Below are 23,915 nucleotides of genomic sequence, written 5' to 3'. Positions count from 1 at the left end.
TATCTCAGGCGACGGCGCGCTTGCGCAGCATCAGCCGCTGCAGGAAGCGGCGCAACGGCTCGTCATAGACGCGCGTGGCGATGTCGGCGATGACGATGACCGAAACCGCCATGACGATGCCGAACCAGGGATGATGCGCGAACGGGTCGATCGCTGCGGCCTTGCCCGCCCCGGCGATGATCATCAGCAGCGGCGTGTGGATGATGTAGATCGGGTAGGAAATCCGCCCCAGCCAGCCATAGAGGCCTGACAGGCGCGGCGCCGTCGGCGCAATAGTGCCGACCACCACCAGCGCCGGGAAAACAAAGACGACGCAGGCGAGATCGTAGGCGACGCGCGCGCCGCCGGCCGGCGCGATGGCAAAGACGATGAGCGTCAGCGCGATCGCACCCTCGACCCACCAGCCGCGCCGCAGGAAGCCGAGCCCGCTTTGATAGCGTGTCATGGACCGGCAAAGCAGCACGCCCAGGAAGAACGAGAAACAGACGCGCGGCAGGCCGCTGATGATGGTCGAGCCGGTCATGCCGAAGTCGAGGGTGCCGGCCACGATCGAAGCGATGACCAGCAGCACCAGGCTGACGGCGATGAGCACGGTCAGCACGCGTTTCGTCAGCAGGAAGAAGACGGCGACATAGGCGATGTTGACGATCAGCTCGAAGAACAGCGACCACGACGCGGGGTTGAGCGGAAAGATCGTGTGATAGGCATCGCTGACCAGCGGGATGAAGAACATGCCGGTCGTCAGCATGGTGCCGATCTCGGAGATCGGCATGTATTCCGCCGGAATCAGCCGGTTCTTGACGATGAGATAGAAGAAACCGAGCAGCGTGCCGGCGAGGTAGAGCGGGTAGAGGCGTATCAGGCGGATCGCCAGGAACGTGCCGAAGCCCATGCCGTTTTCGATCTTGCGGTCATAGGCATGCGCGATGACGAAGCCGCTGAGCAGGAAGAACAGGTCGACCGCCAGATAGCTCGACGGCAGCACCTTGCCGGCGGCCAGGAACGGCGAGAAGTGGTAGAGCATGACGCTGATCGCCGCGACGCCGCGGATGGCATCGAGATTGAGGTAGACGTGGCGCGGTGCGGCGGGCTGCATGGAATGCCTTCAAGCGGTCGAAAAACGGAAGTTCCCGCCCGCACCCTGGCGCGAACGAGCCGAACTGGTTCCTCCCGCCTCCATCGCGCGGGCCTCGCCGAGCGAGCCCGAGCGCTAGAGCAATTCCGGGAAAAGTGGGAAACGGTTTTCCGTCCGGAATTGCTCCAAACAAACAGGTTACTGGCTGGCCGTCGGCGCCAGCTTCACCTTGATGACGTCGCCCGGCAGCACCGGCGTATCTTCCTTGGCGTCGATCTCGCTGGTCTTGCCGTCGGTCACGCGCACCAGCGAATAGATGAGCGCCGGCTCTTCATTGTTGTTTGTGATGGCGGCGGTCGTGGCCGGGTCCGATGCTTGGGCCATCAGGCCCTGTTGCATGTTGACCCTGAGTGCGGCTTCGTTGAGGTCTGCTTCGACCTGCTGCCGGTCGGCGGCAAGTCTCGAGTTCAACGTGTTCTGGGCATCGATGGCATCCTGCGTCGCCTTGCTGACCGACTGCTTGGCGGTGAGGATCGCCGTCTCATAGTCCAGGATCTTGCCCTGCAGATCGGTGACCGACTGTTGCGAGGAAAGCAGGCGTGCGTTGGCGACCAGGCCCTTTTGCGCCAGCGGACCGATACTGTCCGCCTGCTGCTGCGCCAGGTCGACCTGCTTTTGCTGGTTGACGATCTTTTTCTGCAGCGCCTCGATTTCGGACTGCAGGACCCCCTTCAGATCGTCAAGCGCCTGCAGCTTCAGCTTCAACGCTTTCTGGTCGGAGATCAGGATCTGCATTTCGTCGGCGACGATTGTCGCCAGGCGCGGGTCGCCCTCAACTTCCTTAGGCGCCTCGAAACTCTCCTTGCCGGCGAGATCGGCATCGATGCGGGCACGCTTGACGATCAACCGCACGCGCTGGTCGTCATAAATGTCGAAATTGCCCTTGGCGGTGATCAGGTCCTTGCCGAGCTGGGTGCCCAAATCGGCGTTGCGCCGGATGCCGCCGGCGATGCTGATCGCCTTGAGCACGGTCAGCTCCGGCACATAGGGAAACTGGCCAGGCGTCTGGATCTCGCCCGAGATGTAGAACGGCCGGAACTGCACCATTTCCACCGAGGCTTCCGGCTTGTCCGACAAGGCAAGCTTGCGCTGCAGGGCGACGCTGATCGCGGCCGCAACCTCCGACGTGGTCTTGCCGGCGGCCGGCAGTTCGCCGACGAACGGCACCGACAAATTGCCGGCTGGACCGACCGAATATTCGCCGTTTACCGCCGACCAGTCACGGAACGTGCCTTCCACCGTCTGCCACTCGGCGACGCGGATGTTGAGCTTGTCCTGCGAGCCGAGCCGGTACTCGTCGGCCATGGCCGGAACCGCGAGTGACAGAGCGAGGCACGTGGCGACGAGCCGTGCCGGCCGCATCGGGCCGGCAAGGCGAAAATACGCTGATATGTCTGTTTTCAACTGACGTTTCCGATCCGTTTTGGCCCCATCCGCCCGATAGGCCTGCTGCCGAGTGCCTCCTTCGGAACCTGGCAGAACACTATGGCTGCAATGCGAGACCGGCCCATCGCCGAATAGCTTTGGACCGGATTGGCTTCGGGCCGTGCCGGCCCGATTGCTGACCAGTTGCGGTCGGTCAGTAGGAACCGCGCGACATCCACACCGCGGGCACGGTCTTGAGGATGATGCGAACGTCTTCGAACAGCGACCAGTTCTCGACATAGTGACGGTCGAACGCGACGCGACTGTCATAGGAGACATCGTTGCGTCCGCTGACCTGCCAGAGCCCGGTCAGGCCCGGCCGCGACTTCAAATAATAGACCGCGGCGCTGCCGTAGATCTCAAGCTCGTCGCGCACCACCGGGCGAGGCCCGACAAGGCTCATGTCGCCCTGCAGGATGTTGATGATCTGCGGCAGCTCGTCGAGGCTGAGCTTGCGCAGAACGGCGCCGACGCGGGTGACGCGCGGATCGTTCTTCAGCTTGCGGGTCGCGATCCATTCGGCGTTGGCTTCCGGATTGGCCGCGAGATAGGCGGCCAGCACACGTTCGCCGTCTTCGACCATGGTGCGGAACTTGAGGCAGGGGAAAATCCGCCCACCGCGTCCGATGCGCTTGTGGCCGTAGAAGATCGAGCCGCCGTCGGAAAGCTTGACCAGAAGGGCCACCATCAGGAACAGCGGGCTAAGCGCCACCAAGCCGACAAGTGAACCGAAAATATCGAAACTGCGCTTCAGCAGCCCGCCGATGGGTGGCGGAAAATCTACGCCGACATGCGAAAATGCCGCATTGGCCGACTTGGCAACGTCCCTCATGCAAAAGCTCCATACGTTGAACGGATGGTTTATGCCACGATACCAAAAAAATGCTGCAGCGCAACACACAATTTCCCATATGGCTGAAATAGTCACGTCAGGAATTGACTAAATAATAAACCCTCCTTGCCCAAATTTTGCCCTTTATGGCGGGTTTGTGACGAATAATTAGCAACCCTAGGAAATGTAATGCCTTTTTTCGGCGGGTTTTGGGCAAATCGTCCTTTGCCGCAGAGGCAACGGCTTTAAACGATTTTCGAATCACTCGCTTTGTTAAATTAATCAAGTAGAATACTAATCAACATTGTAGATTCTACTGTAGTATAAAGCGCATGACGAGTTAGGCCACCACCCCTGCGTGTGCATCGCAGCATGGCGGAGTCCAAGCCGTCGCCAAGCCGAAAATTATTGCTGGTTGCCCTTGCCGTCAGTTTCGCGCCTTAATAGAGTCGCAAATTATTCCTGATAGAGTCTGGATGGGTTGGGAAGGCCGGAAGCAACCGGCCGAAAAAGAGCAGCTAAATAAGCTCGCATGGCGAATGGGGAGATACTCGGGTGGGTAAGTCATCGCTTTTGCATGCTCGGGCCGGTTGACGGGCCGCCGAACATGTCATTACCAAAATTCGTCATTGGAATGGTTTTCGCCCTCGCGATCGTGGTCGCGTGGTCCTATGTCGACGGCGCGACGGTCACCACAACAGTGCTTCGCGTCATCGGCTGCGCTGTCCTCATCCAAATCGGTTATTTCCTGCTGGTGTATGTGATGATCGCCAGGAGCGCGCCGACATCGGCCGACAGGGCTCGCGACGCCGAAAGAAGCCTCGGCGCCGACAAGGCGGTTGAAGGCGAGAAGCTCTCGGCGAGGCGCAGCGTGCATTGAACAGTCTGAAGCCGCAAGGTCGGCCTCGGATCATCTTGCAGCCGGACTCAGCCTGCTTCGGCCGGCTCGGGTTCCGATTGCTCGCCTGAAAGCATTTTCGACAGGCGGCTGCCGGCCTTCGCTTTCAACCTCTGATATTGCCCCACTTCGACGATTCGTCCGTTTTCGACTGCAACCACCCAGTCGGCGAAGGCGATCATCGATGGCCTGTGCGCAATGGTCAGGATCGTCATCGATCCGCGCAAGCCGTCGATCGACTTGGCGATCAGGGACTGGTTCTGCCAGTCGAGCGCGCTGGTCGCCTCGTCGAGAATGAGCAGCGAAGGTTTGCGCAGCAGCGCGCGCGCCAGCGCGATGCGCTGGCGTTCGCCGCCCGAGAGCCGGACGCCGCGGTCGCCGACCACCGTGTCGAGCCGCAACTCCAGCCGCTCGACGAAGTCGGCGCCATGCGCAGCGCGCAGTGCAGTCCACAGCTCCGCGTCACTGGCTTGCGGCGCGGCAAGGCGCAGATTGGCGGCGATCGTATCGTGCAGCAGGAACACGTCTTGCGGCACATACGCCACCTGGTCGCGCCAGCGCCGGCGGTTGGCGGCGCCGATCTCGACGCCATCGGCCAGGATTTTGCCCTCGCTCGGTTCGAGCAGGCCAAGCAGCATGTCGGCAAGCGTGCTCTTGCCCGATCCTGACGGACCGATCAGCGCCGTTACCTTGCCGGCGGGTAGGCCAAAGGTGACATCGCTCACCACCGGCTTGCCGCCCGCCTCATAGGCAAAGGAGACATTGCGTATGTTGAGCCCGACATCGAGCGACAGCTTGGCATCCGATTCGAGGTTTGCCGGCTCGCGCTCGGCATCGAAACGCGCCTGCATATCGCGCATCGAGGCATAGGCCGGCAGATTGATCAGCACCTGCTGCGCCTGCATCTGCATGTCCATGAAGCGCGGCGCAATGCGCATGAACACCAGAAGCAGGACAACGATCTCGGCCAGCGAGAGGTTGAAGCGGACCAAAGCGACATAGATGAACAGGCTCAGACCAATGACGCTGGCGACCTGGAACAGAGCGGTGCCGATGGTGCTGTTGCGGACATAGTTGATGTTGTCGGCCTTCATCTTCTCCAGCGTCGCGTGAAGCTGCGCGTAATAGGTCGCCTCGACATTCAGGCTCTTGGCCACCTTGATGCCGCCGAGGAACTCCGAGACCGTTCGGTACTGCTCCTGGCGATTGCTGGTCAAAACCCGGCCGAAGGCGCTGGCTCGTGCCCGAAACGGCTGCAGCGCCAGGAAGGTGACGATGCCGACGACAATGGCAAACGCCGTCATCACTGTCGAAATGAACAGCGAGACAACGAGATAACCCGCCAGAAGCACGGCGATCTGCACCAGCATCAGCAGCGAGAACGCCGCCGACTGCACGCGGTCGATATCGCCGGTCAGCGCATGGTCGAGATCGGAGCTGCGCATGCGCGCGAATATCCCCCACCGCGCCTTGCCGATGCTCTCGAACAGGTTCATGCGCAGGCGATTGATGAAGTCGAGCAGCAGCCGCGCCATGTAGACGGATTTATAGCGGTTGAACGCTGCCTGCAGCGCGACAAGCCCGACCAGCAGGCAAAGCACCGTGGTCAATTGCAGCGTTCCGTCCGGAGCCAGCCAGCGCACCCAGTCGCGGTCAGGCAACCTGACCGCGAAATTCTGCTCGGGTCGCCCGACCAGATGCAGCAGCGGCACCAGAAGCAGGATCGAAATGCCTTCGGTCAGGCTTCCCAGGATCAGGAACAGCAATGCCGTGAAGGTCCTGCGCCCGCCGATCCGGGCCATGGCGGCGCCGAAACCGGCGACATCGCGGTAAAACGAAAAGCGCAGGATCTGCGATGCGGCCATGTCAGCTCACCGCGGTCCTTTGTCGGCCGCCAGATCGTTTTCGATCAGGGCGACAGCTTCGCCGATACGGTCGAGCCCGGTCGGCACTTCGAGGCGACAGACGCCGATCTGGCTGGCCAGGGCGGCGCATTGGCGAAGATGTGTCGTGGCAAAATCGCCGACCAGGGCTGGACGGCCGAAACGCGTCACATAGGAAAATTTGATGATTGCCGGCAGGGCGCCGATGCCTGGCAGCGGCGTGATCGCTGCCTTGTCGCCGCGCTCGAGGATATAGATCCGGGTCGCCGGCACCGCGTCTGCCGCAAATCCGGCGTGCAGGCGATGCTGCATCTTGTCGATCGCCGCATGCACCTGCGGGCGTATTTCTGCCTGGCGGATGGGAAACGCGGCGGCGGCATCGGCGGCGAGCTTCAACTGCGGAAAACCCGGAACGATCATCGGCCGGTCCGTGAGATCGAGCGCCACGACATCGTCGGTCAGCAATCGATGCCCGGCACGGATCATCGCGCTCGCCGTCGTCGATTTGCCGGCGCCCTTGTCGCCCATGAAGACAGCGCTCTTGCCGCCGACCGCAATGGCGCTGGCGTGCAGGATGAGCAGGCCGCGCTGGTGCAGGAGCAGTGCCATGACCGGACCGAGCAGCGGAAACGCCAGCAGCGCATCGTCGACATCGGGCGCCGGCTCCACCTCGATGCGGCAGGCATCGGTGATCAGGAAGGCGCCGACCGTCTGCCATGCCAAATATTGCTGCCGCGGCTCGAAACGGAAAGCAGTTCCGGTCTCGGGCGAGGGTTTTGGCAGGTCGATCGGGCCGACCGTGATCAGCACATCGACGCAAGCTGGTTCGCTCGGCTCTAGCTCAGGCAGTTCGACCTGCGAAGCGATCGTCAGCCCATAGGCTTTGTAGAAGTGCTGTGCGCGAGCAGCAATTGCATGGCGGTCATCAGCGGCAAGAGGCATGTTGGCCGGCATCATCAGTGGCTCCCGCGCTGTTGCACCTGCCGCAGCCACAACGATAGCGAAATCGAACGCCATACATACTGGACATCGGGCAAGGTCGCGGCCTCGGGTTGGCTGGAAATGCGGCCATAGGCGGCGGTCACCTCAGGCAGGTTGACGTAAGGGGCAATCCGCGCCGCATCTTTCACCAGCACCTTGTCCAGGAGATCGCGGTGATTGGCCAGCATGCCTTTGACCAAATTGGAGGTGAAATCGATCTTGTCGCGCCGCCACTGCACCGCCGGGGGCAAAATTCCTTCCATGGCACGGCGCAACACCGAGCGGCCAAAGCCCTGGTTCAGCTTTTCCGCGCCGGGCAGTGCCAGGCAGAACTCAACCAGCGGCTTGTCCCAGAAGGGGTAGCGCGGCTCGACGCCGAAATTGGCGGCGGCCTTGTCGAGCACCTCGAAGGCGTGCGGCACCATGCCGTTCGACAGCAGTCAGCGATGGGTCAAGGTCTCGCTGGCGCTGACCGCGGGCGGCATATAGCCGGCCCTGCGGAACCGTTCGACGAGGTCGGTACGCATCGCCAGGTCCGGATTGATCAGGGCGCGCCAGCTCGTCGCCGGCCGCCCAGTGGGATGGCGCCGCAATTTGCCAAGCACGCGATTCGCGAACCGCTTGATTCTCGCGATGCGCCAGGCCGGCCCGTAAAGGGTAAGGAACTGGTAGTAGAGGCCGAGCATGCCATCGCCATAGGTGTTGGAGGCGCTGCGCAGCTCGCGCCACAGCTCCATCCATTTGCCGGCATAGGCGAGTTCGTGCAGATGGCCGTGGCCCTGCGAAACCACCTCGTCGCCGCCATGGCCGTCCAGCAGCACCTTCATGCCCTTGGCGCCGGCGGTCCTGTAGATGTCGCGGGTCAGCGACAGGCCGGGGGCCAGGAACGTTTCCTCCTGCTCTTCCAGAATGCGTTCGAACTCGGCGAAGGGCGCGTAGTTGCCGACGGAAATCAAAGTGCCGTCGACCTTCTCCTGTCCAAGCACTGCCTCGATGAAAGGCCGCTCGTCCATCGGCGAACCCTTTTCGAACACCAGCGAAAACGTCGGCAGCCTCGGCTTTCTCTGCGCGGCATTCTGAAGGCCCGCCACGCAGGCGATCGAGGAGGAATCGAGCCCTCCGCTCAGCATTGCGCCGACCGCAGGCGTGCCGCGCATGCGGTTGCGGACCGATTGCGAGAACAGATGCCGGAATTCCTCGACCGTATCCGATCGCATCGGCCTTGGCGAGGGTTCGATCTGCCAGTAGCGACGCAGCACCACCTGTTTGCCGGTCACGGTCAGACTGTGGCGCGCCGGCAGGCGGAAGATATCGGCATAGGCTGTCGATTGCGGATCGTCGGGCAGCCCGGCGAGGAAGCCGGAAATCTGGTGTTCGCTGATGCGCATGTCGACGCCGCCGACATCGAGGATCGGCCCGATCTCCGAGGCAAAGACGAAGCGCCGGTCGCTCGAATGATAGTAGAACGGTTTGACGCCGAAATGGTCGCGCACGCAAAACAGCTGCCGGCGCTCGCCATCCCAGATGGCAAAGGCGAAGTCGCCTTGCAGATGCTCGGGGCAGGCTTCGCCCCAGCGCAGATAGGCGCGCATCAACAGCACGGCGTCGGCAACCGAACTGTCCCTGATGCCAAGCCTGGCCAGCAATTCGTCGCGATTGTCCAGCCGGCAGTCCGCGGTGATCGCGAGCTTGCCGCCGGCCATGGTCAGCGGGCCGGGGCCGGCTTCATCGGTGGTGTTGAGCCAGGCGTGGCCAAGAACGACGCCCTCGTCCATCCACCACGAACTGCCGTCAGGCGCGCGATGTTGCATGCGGGCAAGCATGCGCTGGATGTCGGCCGCGGCGGCCGGCTTGCCTTCCTGCCTCAGCAGAATTCCGGCGACGCCGCTCATCGCTCACTGGCCGTGGTCGACGAGATGGTTAAACCTGCCAAGCGAGCCGCCGAGCACGATATGGTCGCCGCTGACCAGCCAGGCATGCGCCTTCAACTCGGTGCCGGTATCGCGCTCGATGCCGATGCGGATTTTTGAGGCGTTGCCCTGGCGGGCAAGCAAATATTGGCCGGAAAGCGCTTGGGTCAGACAGCTTGCGCCAGGCACCAGGCGGGCAGCCGCAGCCACGCCCCAGGCGACACGCCTGAGATCGCCGATGTCAGCTGTCTCGCTTGCATCGAGCCGCGTCACTATTCGGCGAATCCTGTTATAGGAAAGCAGCGTCAGCCCCAGCCGCGCCGCCACGACCACCGCAAGGCAGTGGGCGAGAAAGAGCATCTCCGGCCCGCTCAGCGAGAAAGCTCTAGACAAGTTCCTCATCATGGAGCCTCGCAAGCCCGGCGTCCGCCAAGCCCTTCAACAATCCATCGACATCGGCCTTGCAGCGTTCCGGATCGACATTGTAGCGATCCAGCACGGCGCTGCGGATTTCGGAAATCGGCCGCGGCTCCTGGATCAGCTCCCAGATATAGGCGCCGACGCTGTTCAGGCTGTAATAGATGTTGGACCTCATATCGAGCAGCGCCAGGCCGTTGCCGAATTCGCAGGCCACGGCATCCTTGCTCGCGCTCATCCGATCGTGGTCCGTGGGGTTCCAGTCCATTCCTAAACCTCGCTCACAACACCAACGCTTCGGCAATTCCGGAAAAAGGCGCGAGAGCCGGGGTTTGACCCCCGACTCTCCTTAGTGCGCTCTGTTTGCAGAGTCCGGACTTTGTCACCCCAACGAGAGAAGACTCAGGAGAAGGTGAGTTCGCCGACCGGCGTATGTGCCGGAAACGAGGCGTCGAGTGCCGTAGTACCGCTACCGCCTTGCGTGATGGTCTCGATCGAGCCGTGGACCGTCAGGCTAGGGGTTTCGTACTCATGCTTTTCAACATTCTGTTCCAATTTACTCTCCACTTGTGGACTGGAAGCGGCCTGTCGATTGCCGGCAGCGAGCTATTGCTGCACCGCAATAGCCGCATGGCAGCATTTATGAGTCAAGCCTGATTTACCCGCCGTTAATCAATTCTCGGTTGCGGTAGCCTTCAATGGTGATCAAAACCGCTTGCATTTTCACAGCCTAGGTGATTTCAGCGGAGTGACCGTGGTTCTTAGTTACGTAGCTGATTTTATTACATTAAAATTTAGTCGAACGCTCGTCATTTGGGCGCTAGCGCGTGTTCCCACAAGATTGTTGATGACGTGTCGGGCATAGGCTCCGATCAGGCGACGCCTTGCATCGTTGTACGACTGTGTCGTTAGACGTACAGGTTGCAGGAAAATTGTCTCCGAGGAAAAAACTGGACGCGGCGCATGAATTTGGCGATGCTTTGCTTCGCACTTGCAATATAACGCGCCTGGCGAATTTTTTGCGGAGATGCTGCAGCAGATGGCCTTGCAGGAAGGGACCTTCGAAAGGTTGCGCGCCGCTGGCTGCGCCGACGAAGTGGCCTATGTGCAGGCGTGCCTGCGGCTGTTCTTCGCCTCCGGGGCGAGCCCCAGCACCGCGCCTGCACCGGCCATCTCCGTTGCCGATGTTTGCGACATCGCCAGGCTGAACAAGGTCGCCACCTTCATGCTGAAGGCGCTGTCGCGCCCACCGGCGGGCGAGACGCCGCCGGGATTGCTCGAGTGGCTCGACACTTATCGCCGGCGCACGATTGCGATGAACTCGTCCGGCATCATGGATTCGATGGCCATCGACAAGGCGCTGCGCGGCAGCGGCATCGATTTCGTGTTCCTGAAGGGGCCCCTCCAGCAGCAACTGCTCTTTGGCGACCATTTCATGAAGCCGTCCGGAGATGTCGACATATTGGTGTCGCCGGCCGGCTTCTTTAGAGCTCGCGATGCGCTGCGCTCGATCGGCTACGAGGTCGCCGGCAAGTCCCGCTCCGTCTGGTGGGTGCGCTTTCTGGGCGAGCAGCACATGGTTCGCAGCCAAGGTCGGAAATTGTCCACCGTCGATCTCCATTACCGGCTCCAGCAGCCGGGATCGCCCAGCCCGCGCGATACGGAAGGGTTCCTGCGCCGCAAGCGCGCGCTTGCGATCGCCGGCTCCAGCGTGCCGTTCATCTCGGCCTCCGACACTTTGCTTCTGTCCTGCATCAGTGTCGCAAAGGCGCTGTTCAACCGCGAGCCATGCGCGGGCTATGTCTGCGATATCCGGGCCGCTGCCAGTCGGCTGAGCGAGGCCGAGCAGCAGACTGTGCTCGACTACGCGGCCGAGCAGGGGCTGGCCGACACCCTGCTGCTGGGCCTGCGCGCCGCCGATGTGCTGCTTGGTGGCGCCGGCACGCTGCTGTCGGATCGGGCCACCAGGATCCTGTCACGCATCGGCAATGAAGACCTGTTCCACATGGTCATCGCGCCGTGGCTGTCGTCGCTCAGATGGCCGCAACGGCGCACCGTTTTGTGGGAATTGTGCGGCCGCGAACCTGTCCGCTACCTGACCGAGGCCGGCTGGGCCGCGTCAGCCGACCTCAGCCGGCGGATTTTCGAGCGGGAAAGCCGGTGACGATGAGGGTCGTCATGCAGCAGGCAGATAACGTTCCGTCCCGATCCGCTGGGGATGGATCGGGGTCCGGCGCCGCGCGCCGGGAGGGCGAGGGGCCTCGCGACACTTTATGCAATCGAAAGGCCACCCTATGTCCATGACAGAATCCCGGGTCTGCGTGATCATCGCGGCGCGCAACGCGGCCCGGACCATTCCCGCAGCCATCGCCTCGGCGCTGCGCGAGCCGGAGGTGGCGGAAGTCGTCGTCGTCGACGACGCCTCCACCGATGACACCGCAAAGGTGGCCAGCGCTGCCGATGATGGCAGCGGCCGGCTTTCGGTCATCCGGCTCGACGCCAATCGCGGCCCGTCCTTCGCCCGCAATACCGCCATTGCCGGGTCGAAATCACCTTTCATCAGCATTCTCGACGCCGACGATTTCTTCCTTCAGGGACGGTTTCGCCAGCTGTTTGCCAGCGCCGACTGGGATTTCGCCGCCGACAACATCATGCTGATCCGTGACGATACGGCGACCGATGTCTCGAAGATCGTCGCCCCGTCCTTTTCGGCGGACCCGGAATTCCTCGACTTCGAGCGATTCATCGAGGGCAACATCTCCAGACGGCGTGTCCAGCGCGGCGAACTCGGCTTTCTCAAGCCGGTGATATCAAGGGCTTTCCTCGACAGGCATGGGCTGCGTTACGACGAGAACCTGCGTCTCGGCGAAGATTACGAACTCTACGCTCGCGCCTTTGCCCTTGGCGCACGCTTCAAGGTCATCCGTTCCTGCGGCTATGGCGCGATCGTGCGCGCCGATTCGTTGAGCGGGCGCCACAAGACACAGGATCTGAAGCGCCTCGCCGATGCGGATCTGGCACTGCTCGAGATCGACAGCCTGCCGGAAGGCTCCAAGGCCCTGCTGCGCAAGCACGAGCGGCATGTGCGTGACAAATACCGGCTGCGCAATTTTCTCGATGTGAAGGCCGAGCGCGGCATGGCGTCTGCCGCCGCCTATGCGCTGGCCAGCCAGTCGAACTTCATTCCCATCGTTGTCGGCGTGGCCGCCGACAAGCTCGATGCGTTGTTTCGCCACGCCGGTCTGTCCCCGCGGCAGCAGCCGGTGCCGCCCTTGCGCTTCCTCATGGCCGCTACCAACACGGCGGCGCAAAAGTAGGCTCCGCCAAGTCCGGGACGGCGGCCGCAAGGCTGAAAAAATTGCCTTTCTGAAACTCGGAGGTTGCCTATACGCCCCGACGATGGCACTGTATGTTGCGGTGCAGCAATTTTGGAAGGCCAACCGGATGGCTTCAATTTTCGGCTTCAGGTCCAGGGACCCAGCGCGCGACAAGCAGACCGATCTGGCGCGTTTCGACCGTCTGGCAAAGCTGTTGGATCAGATCACGGCCGAGATTGCGGCCGAGAAGACCGGGTTGGAGGCCCGCTACCGGTCGAAGTCCACCAACGCGGCCTTCCTGGTCGAGTCGATGGAGAACGGCTCGGCGTCGGCACGCAAGCTGTCGGAAGTCGGCGAGCTGACGAAGTCCATCCTGAACTGCGAACAGCGCATCGCCGAGCTGGTGCGCCAGACGAGCCGGATGAAGGAACTGCGTCATTCACTCGACGCGATCGTCGGCGAGGATGGCCAGAGTTCTGATTCGCACGGGGAATATGTCAAACCCGCAGGTCGCTTCGGCTGAACACGGTCACACGAGACACAGAAGAGAAAGTTCGGGGACGGAGGATCGGGATCGGCCCGTTAGCAATGTGGGCCAATCGGTGACTTTGGGTTGGGGCGGAACAGCACAAAGGTGAATTGATATGAACGCAGATCCGAAGACGACGCCCATGGCGGCAATGGATGCCATGATTTCGACGCGGCCAAATCGGCCAATGCGTCTTGTAAACCCAACGCGTCTTCTATCCGTTGGTGCGCTTCTGTTGGCGGCAGCCGCAGCTCTGCTCGGCGCCGCCCACCCCTCCCGCGCCCAGGACGCCTCCCCGGAGATGCAAAGCGCACCGTCCTTCGTCGACGATTTCAAGAGTTTCGATCGTTCGCGCTGGTATGTCTCCGACGGTTGGTCGAACGGCAATCACCAGAACTGCACCTGGTCGAAAAGCCTGGTAAAATTTTCCGACAACATGCTGACGCTCGGCTTCGAAAAGCGCAAACTGAAGGACCGCGAGTTCGCCTGCGCCGAGATCCAGACCAAGCAGCGCTTCGGCTATGGGACCTATGAAGCACGGATGAAGACCGACACCGGATCCGGTCTCAACGCCGCTTTCTTCACCTATATCGGCCCTGCCGACAAACAGCCCTGGTATGAGATCGACTTCGAGGTGCTGACCAAGGATACATCCAAGGTGCAGGTCAACAGCTACATCGCCGGCAAGCCCAAGAACGAGAAGCTGGCCGAGGTCGAAGGCGGCGCCGACAAGGGCTTCAACGACTATGCCTTTATCTGGGAAAAGGACCGGCTGCGCTGGTACGTCAACGGCAAGCTGGTCCAGGAAGTGACCAATCCCGAGCAATTGCCGACCCACTCGCAGAAGATATTCTTCAGCCTCTGGGGCAGCGACACGCTGAAAAACTGGATGGGCGCCTTTTCCGACCCCGGCCGCCAGGTGACGATGCAGGTGCAGCGCGTCGCCTTCACCGCGCTCGGCCAGCCGTGCCAGTTTCCGGAATCGCTGGCATGCAGTGTAAGCAGCATAAAGTAGATCTGAACCGGCCCGGCTATATAAGGCCAAAGGGCGTGAACAGGAATTAACCCGAATGAATTTGACGGTCTTTGGAATTGGCTATGTCGGTCTCGTGCAGGCCGCGGTGCTGGCGGAGGTCGGGCACCAGGTGGTGTGCGTCGATGTCGATGAAAAGAAGGTCGAGCGGCTCAACCAGGGCCTGGTGCCGATTTTCGAACCGGGACTGGAGGCCCTGGTCAAGGAGAACCACGCCGCCGGCCGCATCAAGTTCACCACCGATGCCGCCGCCGGCGTCAAGCATGGCGAGATCCAGATGATTGCGGTCGGCACGCCACCCGGCGAAGATGGTTCGGCCGACCTCAAATATGTGCTGGCGGTGGCCGAGACCATCGGCCGCGAGATGGACGGTCCCAAGATCGTCGTCGGCAAGTCGACCGTGCCGGTCGGCACCTGCGAAAAGGTGAAGGCCAAAATCGCCGCGACGCTGAAGGCGCGCGGGCGCCAGGACCTGGCTTTCGACGTCGCTTCCAATCCTGAGTTCCTCAAGGAGGGTTCCGCCGTCGCCGACTGCATGAAGCCTGACCGCATCATTGTCGGCACCAACAGCGAGGGCACCGAGGCGGTGATGCGGGAGCTCTACGCGCCGTTCAACCGCAACCACGAGAAGATGATCGTGATGGACGTGCGCAGCGCCGAATTCACGAAGTACGCCGCCAACTGCATGCTGGCGACCAAGATCTCCTTCATGAACGAAATGGCCAATTTGGCCGAGCAGCTCGGCGCCGACATCGAGGAGGTACGCAAGGGCATCGGCTCGGATCCGCGCATCGGCTACCACTTCATCTATCCCGGCCTCGGCTATGGCGGTTCGTGCTTTCCCAAGGATGTCCGCGCGCTGATCAAGACCGCCGAAGGTGTCAAGTTCGACGCCAAGCTGCTGCGCGCCGTGGAGGAGCGCAACAATGCCCAGAAGTCGGTGCTGTTCGACAAGGTGCACCGTTATTTCAAGGGCAGTCTCAAGGGCAAGACCTTCGCGCTCTGGGGCCTCGCCTTCAAGCCCAACACCGACGACATGCGCGAGGCGCCGGCGCGCGTCCTGATGGAGGCGCTGTGGCAGGCCGGCGCCAATGTGCAGGCCTACGACCCCGAGGCGATGCAGGAATGCCAGGCCATCTACGGCCTGCGCGACGACCTTTTGTTGTGCGGCACCAAGGAGGCGGCACTGCGCGGCGCCGACGCGTTGCTGATCGCCACCGAATGGAAGAGTTTCCGCGCCCCGTCCTTCGACGCGGTGAAGGATGCCCTGACCACGCCGGTCATCTTCGATGGCCGTAACCTCTATGATCCCAAGGTCATCGCCCGTCACGGCATCGAGTATTTCTCGATCGGCAGGATGGCGGCGTGAAGGCAGGGCGGCACAACGCGGAGCCAGGTTCATGAAAGTTCTGTTTGCAGGCGGCACCGGCTACACGCCGCAATTCAGCGGGGGCGTCCAGTCGAGCACCCACCACCTGGTCGAGCAATTGCGCGAAAACGGTCACGAGGCATCCGTTCTGGCAGCGCTGTTCGGCGACGGCATGTTCGGCTTCAGGGCGCGCGCCAAGATGAAGCTCCTTCGTCAGCGCGCGGTCATCGACAATTTCCCGGGCTATCCGGTTGTACGGGCGTGGTTCCCCTGGGAAGCGGCCGACTTCGCCGTCAAAAAGTTGAGGCCGGATGTCGCGGTCGTGCAGTGCCACAATTCGGTGCCGATCGGCAGAGAGCTGCAGAGGCTTGGCGTGCCGCTGACCGTCTATCTGAGGAATGTCGAATTCGACGAATTGGCCGGCGATCTGCGTGAGCTCCATTCGGCGGTCTATATCGCCAACTCCGAGTTCACCGCGCGCGCCTATAAGGCAAAATTCGATATCGATTCGACGGTTATTCCGCCGACCATCAATCCCGCGTTCTACAGCACACCGACGACCGGTGAATTTGTCACGCTCATCAATCCATATGAGGAAAAAGGCTTCGATCTTGCGGTGCGCATTGCCGCCGCCTGTCCCGAGATCCCGTTCCTGTTCGTCGAAAGCTGGAAGCTCGACGACGATCATCGAGCCCGGATCGAAGCAACAATCTCTCCCCTCCAGAACGTCAAGCTGGAAAGCCGCACCAGCGACATGAAGACGGTCTACGGCCGCACGAAAATCCTGCTTGCGCCCAGCAAATGGGAAGAAGCCTGGGGCCGGGTGGCCTCGGAAGCGCATTGTAGTGGCATTCCCGTGGTCGGCTCGCGGCGCGGCGGTCTGCCGGAAGCGATCGGCGCCGGCGGCGTGGTACTGGACTACGACGCCCCGCTCGCCGACTGGGTCGCAACGATCAGGCGGCTGTGGAGCGATGAGGCCGAGTACAAGCGGCTGTCAGCGACAGCACGTCAGTTTTCGGAGCGGCGGCAGATGAACCCCGACAGCCAGTTCGCAACGTTCATGGGCGTTCTCGACCGCGCAAGACGTGTCGGTTTGGAGCGCGCAGCCTAAACGCGTCGTGTTGCATTTCAGCTGAGACGCTGCACGACCGTGGTCGCGCAAAGTTCCCGTTAGCCAGGTCCAGGCGTCGTGCGCCCGTCCGGATCACTTTTAATTGCTGCAGTGCAATATTTTGTGGCACTGCAGCAATCAACGTGTATTCTGCCTGTCTACATTAGGGCTTGTGCGATATGGACCGCTTGGTCCGAGCAAGCCCCAACCTTATGGGCGGGTCATGCGCGTGGGCTTTGTCGTCGGCGAATTCCCTCTGCTTTCGGAAACCTTCGTCGTGGACCAGATGGCTGGGCTGCTGGCGCGGGGCTTTCAGGTCGAAGTGGTCTGCGAAAAGATGCAAGGTGACCACCGAATTGACCGGCAAAGCGAGCCGATGGCGACGCTGCTCGCCAGAACCCGACATTGGTGGCGATGGGCCGCTGTAATCAGCAAATTTGTACAGCGTCTGCCGCCGCGTCTGCGATACAAGGCCTCGACCGTTCTCGACATCGCCTTTGCACGCCGCCTGAACCGCTGCGACGTGATTGTCGCCCACTTCGGACAGAACGGCGAGAGAGCAGCCGCACTGAAGAAATGGAAGGTGCTCAAACCACCGATCATAACCATCTTTCACGGCGCGGACGTGGCGATCCCGGCGCGGCAGGCAGTGCTCGCGACACAATATGCCGGGCTGACCAAGCATGGGACCCTGAACCTGCCCGTCAACGATTACTTCCGCACGATGCTGCTGGAAGCCGGCCTGTCCCAGGCGAGCACGACGGTCCACCATATGGGAATTGACACCCGCGAAATCGGCTATCGCTGGGAATCGTGGGAAGGCACCCAACTGGTCGTGACGACGGTTTGCCGCCTGGTCGAAAAGAAAGGCGTCGAGTTCGCCTTGCGAGCCCTGGCCTCCCTCAAGGCCTCCCAGCCGCAGCTAGACTGGCGTTACGACATTGTTGGCGACGGTCCTCTGCGGATGAATCTGGAGAAGCTGGCCGTAGAGCTGGGCTTGGCTGGTCGCGTAACATTCCTCGGCAGCCTCCCTCACGCAGAGGTGAAAAGACGGCTTCGCATGGCGCATCTCTTTTTGCTGCCAAGTATCACTGCCAGCGACGGGGATATGGAAGGCATTCCGGTCGCGCTCATGGAGGCCATGGCCGCCGGATTGATTGCGGTCAGCACGTATCATTCGGGAATCCCGGAGCTCATCAAGGATGGGGAGACGGGGTTGCTTGCGCCCGAGCGAGATATTTCAGCGCTTGCCGGCAAGCTTACCTGGGCCGCGGAGCACCCGACCGAATGCGAGCGTATCGCGCTTGCCGCACGCCGCAAAGTCGAGGAGGACTTCAACGCAGATGTTCTGAATGAACGTTTTGCGCAGATCGTTACCCAACTGGCCACATCGAGCCCTGCGCATGCACCCACCGGTCATGTCGGCGTTTCCGAGGGCTTGGCGGATCCTTCATCTGCCGGCTGACACTGCTCCTCTGCGTTTGATCGGCAGGGACGCCAAGCTGAGGGAAATCTTGCTACACTGCACCAAAAATGTTGCAGTGCAGCAAGACCTGTACTAACGTTCCTGCGGGTGGGCCAACAGCGGTAGAGTTCCATGCTGCATGTCTTGTGCTTCCGCCACCCTGTCTTCGGCCCGGCTTTTGTCAAAGGGACACCGGCTCCCCGGACGAGCGCATCCTGCCGATGAAGATCTGCTTTGTAGTCGACAAGTTTCCCTCATTGTCCGAAACCTTTGTTCTCGACCAGATAGCCGGATGCCTTGAGCGCGGCATGGAAGTCGGCGTCGTCTGCAACGAGACGTCCTTCGGCAGGGACAGCAACATCGATGATCCGCGCTGGCAGGCGTTGCCAGGAAAGGTCGTATGCTGGTGGGGTGGCCTGGGTCGCTATCGCCCGCTGCTCAGGAAGTGGTCCGGCAGGTTCTGGGACAAGCTCTCGACCGCCATCGACATTGCTCATGCGCGAAAACTGCAGGGCGCCGACGTCATCGTTGCCCATTTCGGCAACAACGGCATGCGCGTGGCCCGCGCGATCAAGCGCGGGAGGATTTCCGCTCCCCTGGTGACGATATTTCACGGCCGTGATGTCGGCGAACCGCTGCATGACAATACGCTCGCGCGCTACAAGATTGTGTTCGAAAAGGGCGTTCTTCAACTGCCGGTGAATGCGTTTTTCCGCGATGCCTTGATTGAGGTCGGTGCATCGCCGGAGCAGGTTGTGGTTCACCATATGGGGGTGCGGCCGAGTGACATCGACTATCGGTGGCGTTCATGGGAGCAGGCTACGCTCTCCTTCATCTCGGTCTGCCGCCTGACTGAAAAGAAGGGCATCGAATATGCGCTTCGCGCGCTTGCTGGCCTGCCGCGGCGAGACTGGATCTACTCGGTGATCGGCGGCGGAGAACTTCTCGAGCAGCTGAAGGGGATCGCCGCAGAGCTTGGCATTGCCGACAGGGTGAATTTTCTTGGGCCCCGGCCGCACAGCGAAGTCAAACAGCGTCTGCGCGATGCGCATGTGTTCCTGCTGCCCAGCGTCGGCGCCCGCGATGGCGATCTGGAAGGCATTCCGGTTTCCCTGATGGAAGCGATGGCCGCCGGCCTGACGGTGGTCAGCACGTATCATTCCGGGATCCCTGAACTGATCGATGATCACAAGACGGGTTTTCTCGTGGCTGAGCGGGACGTTGCGGCGCTGACCGGAAAGCTTGCCTGGATCGCCGAGAATCCGAAGCCGTGTGAAGAGATCGCTCTCGCAGCGCGCAAGAAGATCGAGGCCGAGTTCAACTCCGATCTGCTGAACCAACATTTCGTGGAAATCGCCATGCGGCTTGGCGAAACGAGGTCGCTTGCATGAACGCCAATCCGCCCCCCCAGTTCGGTCGTGTCGCCCTGCGCGGCGGGCTGGTAACCATCGGCGCCCAGGGCTTCAAGATGGCGATCCAGTTTCTCTCCGTCATCGTGCTGGCCCGTCTGCTCGTCCCCGAGGATTTCGGTCTGGTGGCTTCCGTCGGGCCGATCGTGGCCTTCGTCGGGCTGCTTCAGAATCTGGGCCTGCAGCAGGCTGTGGTTCAGCGCAAGGACATCAGCAACCAGCAGCTCAACCAGGTGTTCTGGATCAGCGCGCTCGTCGGGCTGGGTAGTGCCGTGGTAGTGGCCGGCCTGGCGCCTGCCATCGCCGCGTTCTATGGCGATCAACGTATGTCCGGCATCACCCTTGGCTCCGCCCTGCCGCTGCTTCTCGGCAGTCTCGCCGCAGTGCCGCTGGCGTTGATGAACCGGCACCTGCAGTTCGGCCAGCTCGCACTGAACGACGTGATAAGCGCCGCCGCCGGACTTCTGGCCGCCGCGATCGCGGCCTATGCGGGGTTGGGCTACTGGTCGCTGGTCATCGGCCCGGCGGTTTCGGCAGCTATCGCCCTGGCTGCCGCCTGGCTGGTGGCGCGTTGGACGCCTTTGCGGCCGGACCTGAAGGTCGATGCCGATATATTGTCGTTCGGCGCCAACCTGACCGGCTTCAACCTCGCCAACTTCTTCTCGCGCAATCTCGACAACATTCTCATCGGAAAATATTCCGGGGCGATCGAACTCGGCTATTACGACCGCGCCTACAAGCTCCTGTTGTTCCCGCTTCAGAACATCAACCAGCCGCTTACACGGGTCATGGTGCCGCTGCTCAGCCGCATCCACGATGACAAGGCCCGCTTTCGCGATATCTATGTGCGCACCAACTGGATGCTGGCGGCCGTTACCATGCCGGGCATCGCGGCGCTGACGCTGACCTCCAATCAGATCGTCGGACTTCTCTTCGGCGCGGGCTGGGCACCGGTCGCACCGATCTTTGCCTGGCTGGGCATCGCCAGCCTGGTCCAGTCCGTTTCAAGCACGACGGGATGGATATTCATCTGTCAGGGCAAGACGAAGACCATGTTCCATTGGGGCATCTATTCGTCGCTGACGACCGTCGCTGCCTTCGTCGTTGGCCTGCACTGGGGCGCCGTCGGCGTTGCCGCGGCCTATGCCATCAGCGGTTACGTGCTGCGCGTTCCCGTGCTGGCGCTACTGGTCCATCGCGTCGGTCCGGTGACCGCCGCCGACTTCCTGCTCATGCAGGGGCTTTTCATCGCCTCGTCCCTGCTTGCCTGGTTCCTGTACCTGTGGTTGCCGGCGTCTCTAACGGGCCGGTCAGACCTGCTCGCGGTCTTTTTGGCGCTTGCCCTCAACTACGGCATCGGTCTCGTTTTCATGCTTGCCGTCCCGCAGTCGCGACGCGCTTTGTTCACCACCCTGTCCAACGCCGCGCGCAATATCCGCTGAGCGGCCGGCGATCAGCGGCGCCAGCAGGTTTGTGGCCGACATTGCCGAAGCATGTTCTTCGAGCACGGCCTGAAGGCTTGTCTTGCGATAGCGGTCGAGATTTCCCGCAAATCGGCCGAGCTTTTCGCGCGCCTCTTCGGGCGTCACGGTGTCGATGTCGAGCAGCACATCGTCGACACCGATTCGCTTGGCCACTTCCTTGGTTTTGAACTCGTAGGCGATCGGCAGCACCGGCGTGCCGACGCAAAGCGACATGATCATCATATGCATGCGCGTCGCGACGACGAAGTCGAAGCCCTTCACCAGCGCCATCAACTGGTCCGGCGTGTGGAACGAAGCGTCCACTGTCACGTGGCTGGCGATCTCAGGATCGAGCTCGGCAACGATGGCCTGTGCGGTCTTGGAATCGTCATGGGCATATTCCGGCACGCCCTGACACGTGGAGACGAAGGTCACCTCCTTGCCAAGGTCCCTGACAAGAATTGTGGCGATCTCGCGGACCGAATCCAGATAGCGGCGCATGCCGCCCTCACCGTCGCTGACGTAGTTCCAGTGGCGGACCGAAATAGCGACGCGGCCCGTCGACGCCGGCGGCTGGCTGGAAGCGAGACGCTTGCGGATCCTGTCGGTATCGGCCAAGGCGAATACGGCATCGGCCACCACGTGGCACTTGCCGAGATCCTTCACCAAGTCCCGGATATGGGTCCGCGACCGTTCGTCGCGCAACAGGATGAGCGGACTGCGGTCAAAGATCGGGCCAAGCTCCTGGCGGTTGTAACTTTTGTCGAACGGACCGAGGGATTGCGTGAAGAAGACCGGATCTTTGCCAAATACGGCATCGAGCCTGAACTGATTGAGGCGTCGTTCGAGATTGTAGTTCTCGACGAGATAGGTTCCCCCTGTGGTGACCACCATGTCCGCGTCGGCGTAGATATCGAGACCGCGCCGGTCGCGATGGCTGAAAAAATTGCCTAGCGCGCTGCTGCCAAACCAGCGCAGGGCCTGGAGAACGAGCCGATTGTAGATCGGCTTGAACCGGTCCCTCAGCCCGCTGCCATTCTTGTATCGGAACAGGGATTCCGACAGCAGCTTATGGAATTCGAGGTCGGGATAATCCGTCTTCGGATAGAGTCGTTCCGCAACCTCGGGCTGGCTGTCGAAGACGGCAAACCGCACGTCGCCTTGCACGATCGTCTTGAGAATGTGGCGGATCGCCAGCAGAATCGCCGCATCCCCGGTATTCAGGCAGACTGTGTTTTCAACGACGATCTTCATGGGATACCTCATTTCGTCAGCAGATTCCGCGGCGTGGCCTGCGGTGCCTAGGACGGGCATGGTGACCGAAAATACCCACGCCAGGACGATCCCGATGCGGCTCGCGTCACAATCCATCGCTGCATCGGGCTGGGTGACCAGCCAGAGCGGCGCTCAAGCCCGACGGAGGGTAACGCATCAATTTTGCAGTGCAACAAAAAAGGTGCACTTATGCTACGGCGCACCAAAAATGTTGCGATGCAGCAAAAGCTGGGTTAGCATTCCCGTGGGTGGGCCAACAGCGGTCGAGTTTTCATGCTGCATGTCTTGTACCTTGTGCACGATGTTTCCGACCCGGCGGTGCGCCGGCGGATCATAATGCTCAAGGCAGGCGGCGCGCGGGTCACGTTGGCCGGCTTCCGTCGGACCACAAATGCTGTTCCCGACGTCGAGGGGCTGCAGCCGGTCGACCTCGGCGCGACGCGTGACGGCCGATTCGGCCAGCGTCTGGCGGCGGTCGCCAAGGCGGCGCTGTCGATAGGCTCAAAGCTTGCGGCGATGCCGAAGCCCGACCTCATCATCGCGCGCAATCTGGAAATGCTGGCGCTGGCCAGGCGCGCCAAGGCCGCCTTTCGCGGCGGCGTGCCGATCGTCTACGAATGCCTCGACATCCATCGCCTGGTGCTGCGCAATGACATGCTGGGCAAAGCACTGCGCACAGCGGAGCGTTATCTCGCCCGCGACGTGAAGCTTCTGGTGACGAGCTCACCGGCCTTCATCGCCAATTATTTCAAGCCGTTCGGGCAGGTCGCCGCACCGGTGGAACTGGTCGAAAACAAATACTTCGAAACCGCGCCGATCGCCTTGGATGACAGGTCAAAGGCCGAAAACCCTGCAGCACCCCCGTGGCGCATCGGCTGGTTCGGCGCGCTGCGCTGCCGCCGCTCGCTGGAGCTGCTGGCCGACTTCACGCGCCGTCAGGGCGGGCGCTTCGAGGTCGTCCTCCGGGGCCGTCCGGCACTCTCGGAATTCCCGGATTTCCACGCTTTTGTCGAGGCCGAACCCTATCTCTCCTTTCGTGGCCCCTACCGCAACCCGGAAGACATGGCCGCGATCTACGGCGAAGTGCATTTTTCCTGGGCGATCGATTTCTTCGAGGAAGGGCAGAATTCGGAATGGCTGCTGCCCAACCGCCTCTATGAGGGCTGCCGCTTCGGCGCCGTGCCGATCTCGATGGGCAATACCGAGACCGGGCGCTTTCTCGACCAGCAGGACATTGGCGTCCTGCTTTCCGATGCCACGCCCGAAATCCTGGAAACCGCGCTCGGCCGCATGGACCAGGAGCACTTCGGCAAGGCCAAGGCGCGTGTGCTGGCCCGCAACCCACGAACCTGGAGCTACGACCGCAGCGACTGCCGCGCCTTTGTCGACAGGCTGCGCGGTCTGGCGGCGGTCCCAGGTCCCTTCGTCACCGAAGCGCTGGCTTAGCGATGGCTGATGATGGG

The 23,915-nt window shown here is 61.8% G+C and carries 21 protein-coding genes and 1 pseudogene; 11 read left to right on the top strand and 11 right to left on the bottom strand.

Going from position 1 to position 23,915, the window contains the following annotated elements:
- Nucleotides 1-4: 4 nt before the first annotated feature.
- From NKJ75_RS24000 to NKJ75_RS23990, 3 genes are all read right to left on the bottom strand, one after another.
- A complete protein-coding gene (locus NKJ75_RS24000) occupies nucleotides 5-1,096 on the bottom strand; it encodes an acyltransferase family protein (protein ID WP_023696958.1) in 1,092 nt (363 codons plus the stop codon).
- A gap of 177 nt (nucleotides 1,097-1,273) precedes the next feature.
- Entirely contained in the window at nucleotides 1,274-2,497 is a 1,224-nt protein-coding gene (locus tag NKJ75_RS23995; RefSeq protein ID WP_032885928.1) for a polysaccharide biosynthesis/export family protein, read from the bottom strand.
- 217 nt (nucleotides 2,498-2,714) lie between these two features.
- Nucleotides 2,715-3,392 carry a sugar transferase gene (locus tag NKJ75_RS23990; RefSeq protein WP_023668816.1) on the bottom strand — a complete coding sequence of 226 codons (678 nt, stop codon included), beginning with the start codon at nucleotides 3,390-3,392 and terminating at the stop codon, nucleotides 2,715-2,717.
- A gap of 607 nt (nucleotides 3,393-3,999) precedes the next feature.
- Between NKJ75_RS23990 and NKJ75_RS23985 the strand changes: the two genes are divergently transcribed.
- Complete coding sequence (locus NKJ75_RS23985) at nucleotides 4,000-4,272, top strand: exopolysaccharide production repressor protein (RefSeq protein ID WP_023668815.1); 273 nt, start codon at nucleotides 4,000-4,002, stop codon at nucleotides 4,270-4,272.
- Between the two features lie 47 nt (nucleotides 4,273-4,319).
- Here NKJ75_RS23985 and NKJ75_RS23980 read toward each other — a convergent pair whose 3' ends face one another.
- From NKJ75_RS23980 to NKJ75_RS23955, 7 genes are all read right to left on the bottom strand, one after another.
- Nucleotides 4,320-6,155: an ABC transporter ATP-binding protein gene (locus tag NKJ75_RS23980; protein WP_023834388.1), complete on the bottom strand. Its 1,836-nt coding sequence runs from the start codon at nucleotides 6,153-6,155 to the stop codon at nucleotides 4,320-4,322.
- Nucleotides 6,156-6,161: 6 nt separating this feature from the next.
- Entirely contained in the window at nucleotides 6,162-7,130 is a 969-nt protein-coding gene (locus tag NKJ75_RS23975) for a phosphoenolpyruvate carboxykinase (ATP) (RefSeq protein ID WP_023819505.1), read from the bottom strand.
- Nucleotides 7,130-7,579 (bottom strand): asparagine synthase-related protein, encoded by a 450-nt coding sequence (locus NKJ75_RS32880; RefSeq protein ID WP_502903918.1) that lies wholly within the window; start codon nucleotides 7,577-7,579, stop codon nucleotides 7,130-7,132. Before NKJ75_RS32880 ends, NKJ75_RS23975 begins: the two co-directional genes overlap by 1 nt.
- 15 nt (nucleotides 7,580-7,594) lie before the next feature.
- A complete protein-coding gene (locus NKJ75_RS23970) occupies nucleotides 7,595-9,046 on the bottom strand; it encodes a lasso peptide isopeptide bond-forming cyclase (RefSeq protein WP_502903917.1) in 1,452 nt (483 codons plus the stop codon).
- A gap of 3 nt (nucleotides 9,047-9,049) precedes the next feature.
- On the bottom strand, nucleotides 9,050-9,457 hold the full coding sequence (locus tag NKJ75_RS23965; protein WP_245274170.1) for a lasso peptide biosynthesis B2 protein: 408 nt from the start codon (nucleotides 9,455-9,457) through the stop codon (nucleotides 9,050-9,052).
- A complete protein-coding gene (locus NKJ75_RS23960) occupies nucleotides 9,450-9,719 on the bottom strand; it encodes a PqqD family protein (RefSeq protein WP_245259933.1) in 270 nt (89 codons plus the stop codon). The genes NKJ75_RS23965 and NKJ75_RS23960 overlap by 8 nt, the downstream gene beginning before the upstream one ends.
- A gap of 164 nt (nucleotides 9,720-9,883) precedes the next feature.
- Nucleotides 9,884-10,036 (bottom strand): lasso RiPP family leader peptide-containing protein, encoded by a 153-nt coding sequence (locus NKJ75_RS23955; RefSeq protein ID WP_023684233.1) that lies wholly within the window; start codon nucleotides 10,034-10,036, stop codon nucleotides 9,884-9,886.
- A gap of 484 nt (nucleotides 10,037-10,520) precedes the next feature.
- Between NKJ75_RS23955 and NKJ75_RS23950 the strand changes: the two genes are divergently transcribed.
- The 9 genes from NKJ75_RS23950 (at nucleotide 10,521) to NKJ75_RS23910 (ending at nucleotide 21,156) form a co-directional block, all read left to right on the top strand.
- Nucleotides 10,521-11,645, top strand: a complete 1,125-nt coding sequence (locus NKJ75_RS23950) for a nucleotidyltransferase family protein (protein WP_023834384.1) — start codon at nucleotides 10,521-10,523, stop codon at nucleotides 11,643-11,645.
- Between the two features lie 130 nt (nucleotides 11,646-11,775).
- Nucleotides 11,776-12,798: a glycosyltransferase family 2 protein gene (locus tag NKJ75_RS23945; protein ID WP_023703574.1), complete on the top strand. Its 1,023-nt coding sequence runs from the start codon at nucleotides 11,776-11,778 to the stop codon at nucleotides 12,796-12,798.
- A 127-nt stretch (nucleotides 12,799-12,925) separates the two neighbouring features.
- Nucleotides 12,926-13,321 (top strand): cytochrome P450 family protein, encoded by a 396-nt coding sequence (locus NKJ75_RS23940; RefSeq protein ID WP_023668807.1) that lies wholly within the window; start codon nucleotides 12,926-12,928, stop codon nucleotides 13,319-13,321.
- Between the two features lie 121 nt (nucleotides 13,322-13,442).
- Nucleotides 13,443-14,342 carry an endo-1,3-1,4-beta-glycanase ExoK gene (gene exoK / locus NKJ75_RS23935; RefSeq protein WP_023834383.1) on the top strand — a complete coding sequence of 300 codons (900 nt, stop codon included), beginning with the start codon at nucleotides 13,443-13,445 and terminating at the stop codon, nucleotides 14,340-14,342.
- Between the two features lie 55 nt (nucleotides 14,343-14,397).
- A complete protein-coding gene (locus NKJ75_RS23930; protein ID WP_023668805.1) occupies nucleotides 14,398-15,729 on the top strand; it encodes a UDP-glucose dehydrogenase family protein in 1,332 nt (443 codons plus the stop codon).
- 31 nt (nucleotides 15,730-15,760) lie between these two features.
- The gene (locus NKJ75_RS23925; RefSeq protein ID WP_023668804.1) at nucleotides 15,761-16,840 is read left to right on the top strand and encodes a glycosyltransferase; all 1,080 of its coding nucleotides are present in this window, start codon (nucleotides 15,761-15,763) and stop codon (nucleotides 16,838-16,840) included.
- 223 nt (nucleotides 16,841-17,063) lie between these two features.
- Entirely contained in the window at nucleotides 17,064-18,305 is a 1,242-nt protein-coding gene (locus NKJ75_RS23920; RefSeq protein ID WP_023736210.1) for a glycosyltransferase, read from the top strand.
- 221 nt (nucleotides 18,306-18,526) lie between these two features.
- Nucleotides 18,527-19,696, top strand: a complete 1,170-nt coding sequence (locus NKJ75_RS23915; RefSeq protein ID WP_023736209.1) for a glycosyltransferase — start codon at nucleotides 18,527-18,529, stop codon at nucleotides 19,694-19,696.
- Nucleotides 19,693-21,156, top strand: coding sequence for a lipopolysaccharide biosynthesis protein (locus tag NKJ75_RS23910; RefSeq protein WP_023834382.1), 1,464 nt, complete (start codon nucleotides 19,693-19,695; stop codon nucleotides 21,154-21,156). The genes NKJ75_RS23915 and NKJ75_RS23910 overlap by 4 nt, the downstream gene beginning before the upstream one ends.
- A 225-nt stretch (nucleotides 21,157-21,381) precedes the next feature.
- On the opposite strand, the pseudogene NKJ75_RS23905 reads toward NKJ75_RS23910, so the two are convergent.
- Nucleotides 21,382-22,431: pseudogene (locus tag NKJ75_RS23905) on the bottom strand (polysaccharide pyruvyl transferase family protein); the annotation flags it as partial.
- 294 nt (nucleotides 22,432-22,725) lie between these two features.
- Between NKJ75_RS23905 and NKJ75_RS23900 the strand changes: the two are divergent.
- Complete coding sequence (locus NKJ75_RS23900; protein WP_023684222.1) at nucleotides 22,726-23,898, top strand: glycosyltransferase; 1,173 nt, start codon at nucleotides 22,726-22,728, stop codon at nucleotides 23,896-23,898.
- The last annotated feature ends 17 nt before the right edge of the window (nucleotides 23,899-23,915 follow it).

This window comes from Mesorhizobium sp. M0058, from assembly GCF_040323095.1.
In the GTDB taxonomy this organism is placed as follows: Bacteria; Pseudomonadota; Alphaproteobacteria; order Rhizobiales; family Rhizobiaceae; genus Mesorhizobium.
This window is presented reverse-complemented; position numbering and strand designations above follow the sequence as displayed.

What these genes read in the sequence shown, in the direction of transcription:
- NKJ75_RS23900 (WP_023684222.1), top strand. Translation starts at nt 22,726, where the DNA reads ATGCTGCATGTCTTGTACCTTGTGCACGATGTTTCCGACCCGGCGGTG.
- NKJ75_RS23945 (WP_023703574.1), top strand. Translation starts at nt 11,776, where the DNA reads ATGTCCATGACAGAATCCCGGGTCTGCGTGATCATCGCGGCGCGCAAC.
- NKJ75_RS23950 (WP_023834384.1), top strand. Translation starts at nt 10,521, where the DNA reads ATGGCCTTGCAGGAAGGGACCTTCGAAAGGTTGCGCGCCGCTGGCTGC.
- NKJ75_RS23925 (WP_023668804.1), top strand. Translation starts at nt 15,761, where the DNA reads ATGAAAGTTCTGTTTGCAGGCGGCACCGGCTACACGCCGCAATTCAGC.
- NKJ75_RS23940 (WP_023668807.1), top strand. Translation starts at nt 12,926, where the DNA reads ATGGCTTCAATTTTCGGCTTCAGGTCCAGGGACCCAGCGCGCGACAAG.
- NKJ75_RS23990 (WP_023668816.1), bottom strand. Translation starts at nt 3,392, where the DNA reads ATGAGGGACGTTGCCAAGTCGGCCAATGCGGCATTTTCGCATGTCGGC.
- NKJ75_RS23995 (WP_032885928.1), bottom strand. Translation starts at nt 2,497, where the DNA reads ATGCGGCCGGCACGGCTCGTCGCCACGTGCCTCGCTCTGTCACTCGCG.
- exoK (WP_023834383.1), top strand. Translation starts at nt 13,443, where the DNA reads ATGAACGCAGATCCGAAGACGACGCCCATGGCGGCAATGGATGCCATG.
- NKJ75_RS23975 (WP_023819505.1), bottom strand. Translation starts at nt 7,130, where the DNA reads ATGATGCCGGCCAACATGCCTCTTGCCGCTGATGACCGCCATGCAATT.
- NKJ75_RS23920 (WP_023736210.1), top strand. Translation starts at nt 17,064, where the DNA reads ATGCGCGTGGGCTTTGTCGTCGGCGAATTCCCTCTGCTTTCGGAAACC.
- NKJ75_RS23970 (WP_502903917.1), bottom strand. Translation starts at nt 9,046, where the DNA reads ATGAGCGGCGTCGCCGGAATTCTGCTGAGGCAGGAAGGCAAGCCGGCC.
- NKJ75_RS24000 (WP_023696958.1), bottom strand. Translation starts at nt 1,096, where the DNA reads ATGCAGCCCGCCGCACCGCGCCACGTCTACCTCAATCTCGATGCCATC.
- NKJ75_RS32880 (WP_502903918.1), bottom strand. Translation starts at nt 7,579, where the DNA reads ATGGTGCCGCACGCCTTCGAGGTGCTCGACAAGGCCGCCGCCAATTTC.
- NKJ75_RS23910 (WP_023834382.1), top strand. Translation starts at nt 19,693, where the DNA reads ATGAACGCCAATCCGCCCCCCCAGTTCGGTCGTGTCGCCCTGCGCGGC.
- NKJ75_RS23915 (WP_023736209.1), top strand. Translation starts at nt 18,527, where the DNA reads ATGAAGATCTGCTTTGTAGTCGACAAGTTTCCCTCATTGTCCGAAACC.
- NKJ75_RS23980 (WP_023834388.1), bottom strand. Translation starts at nt 6,155, where the DNA reads ATGGCCGCATCGCAGATCCTGCGCTTTTCGTTTTACCGCGATGTCGCC.
- NKJ75_RS23985 (WP_023668815.1), top strand. Translation starts at nt 4,000, where the DNA reads ATGTCATTACCAAAATTCGTCATTGGAATGGTTTTCGCCCTCGCGATC.
- NKJ75_RS23960 (WP_245259933.1), bottom strand. Translation starts at nt 9,719, where the DNA reads ATGAGCGCGAGCAAGGATGCCGTGGCCTGCGAATTCGGCAACGGCCTG.
- NKJ75_RS23930 (WP_023668805.1), top strand. Translation starts at nt 14,398, where the DNA reads ATGAATTTGACGGTCTTTGGAATTGGCTATGTCGGTCTCGTGCAGGCC.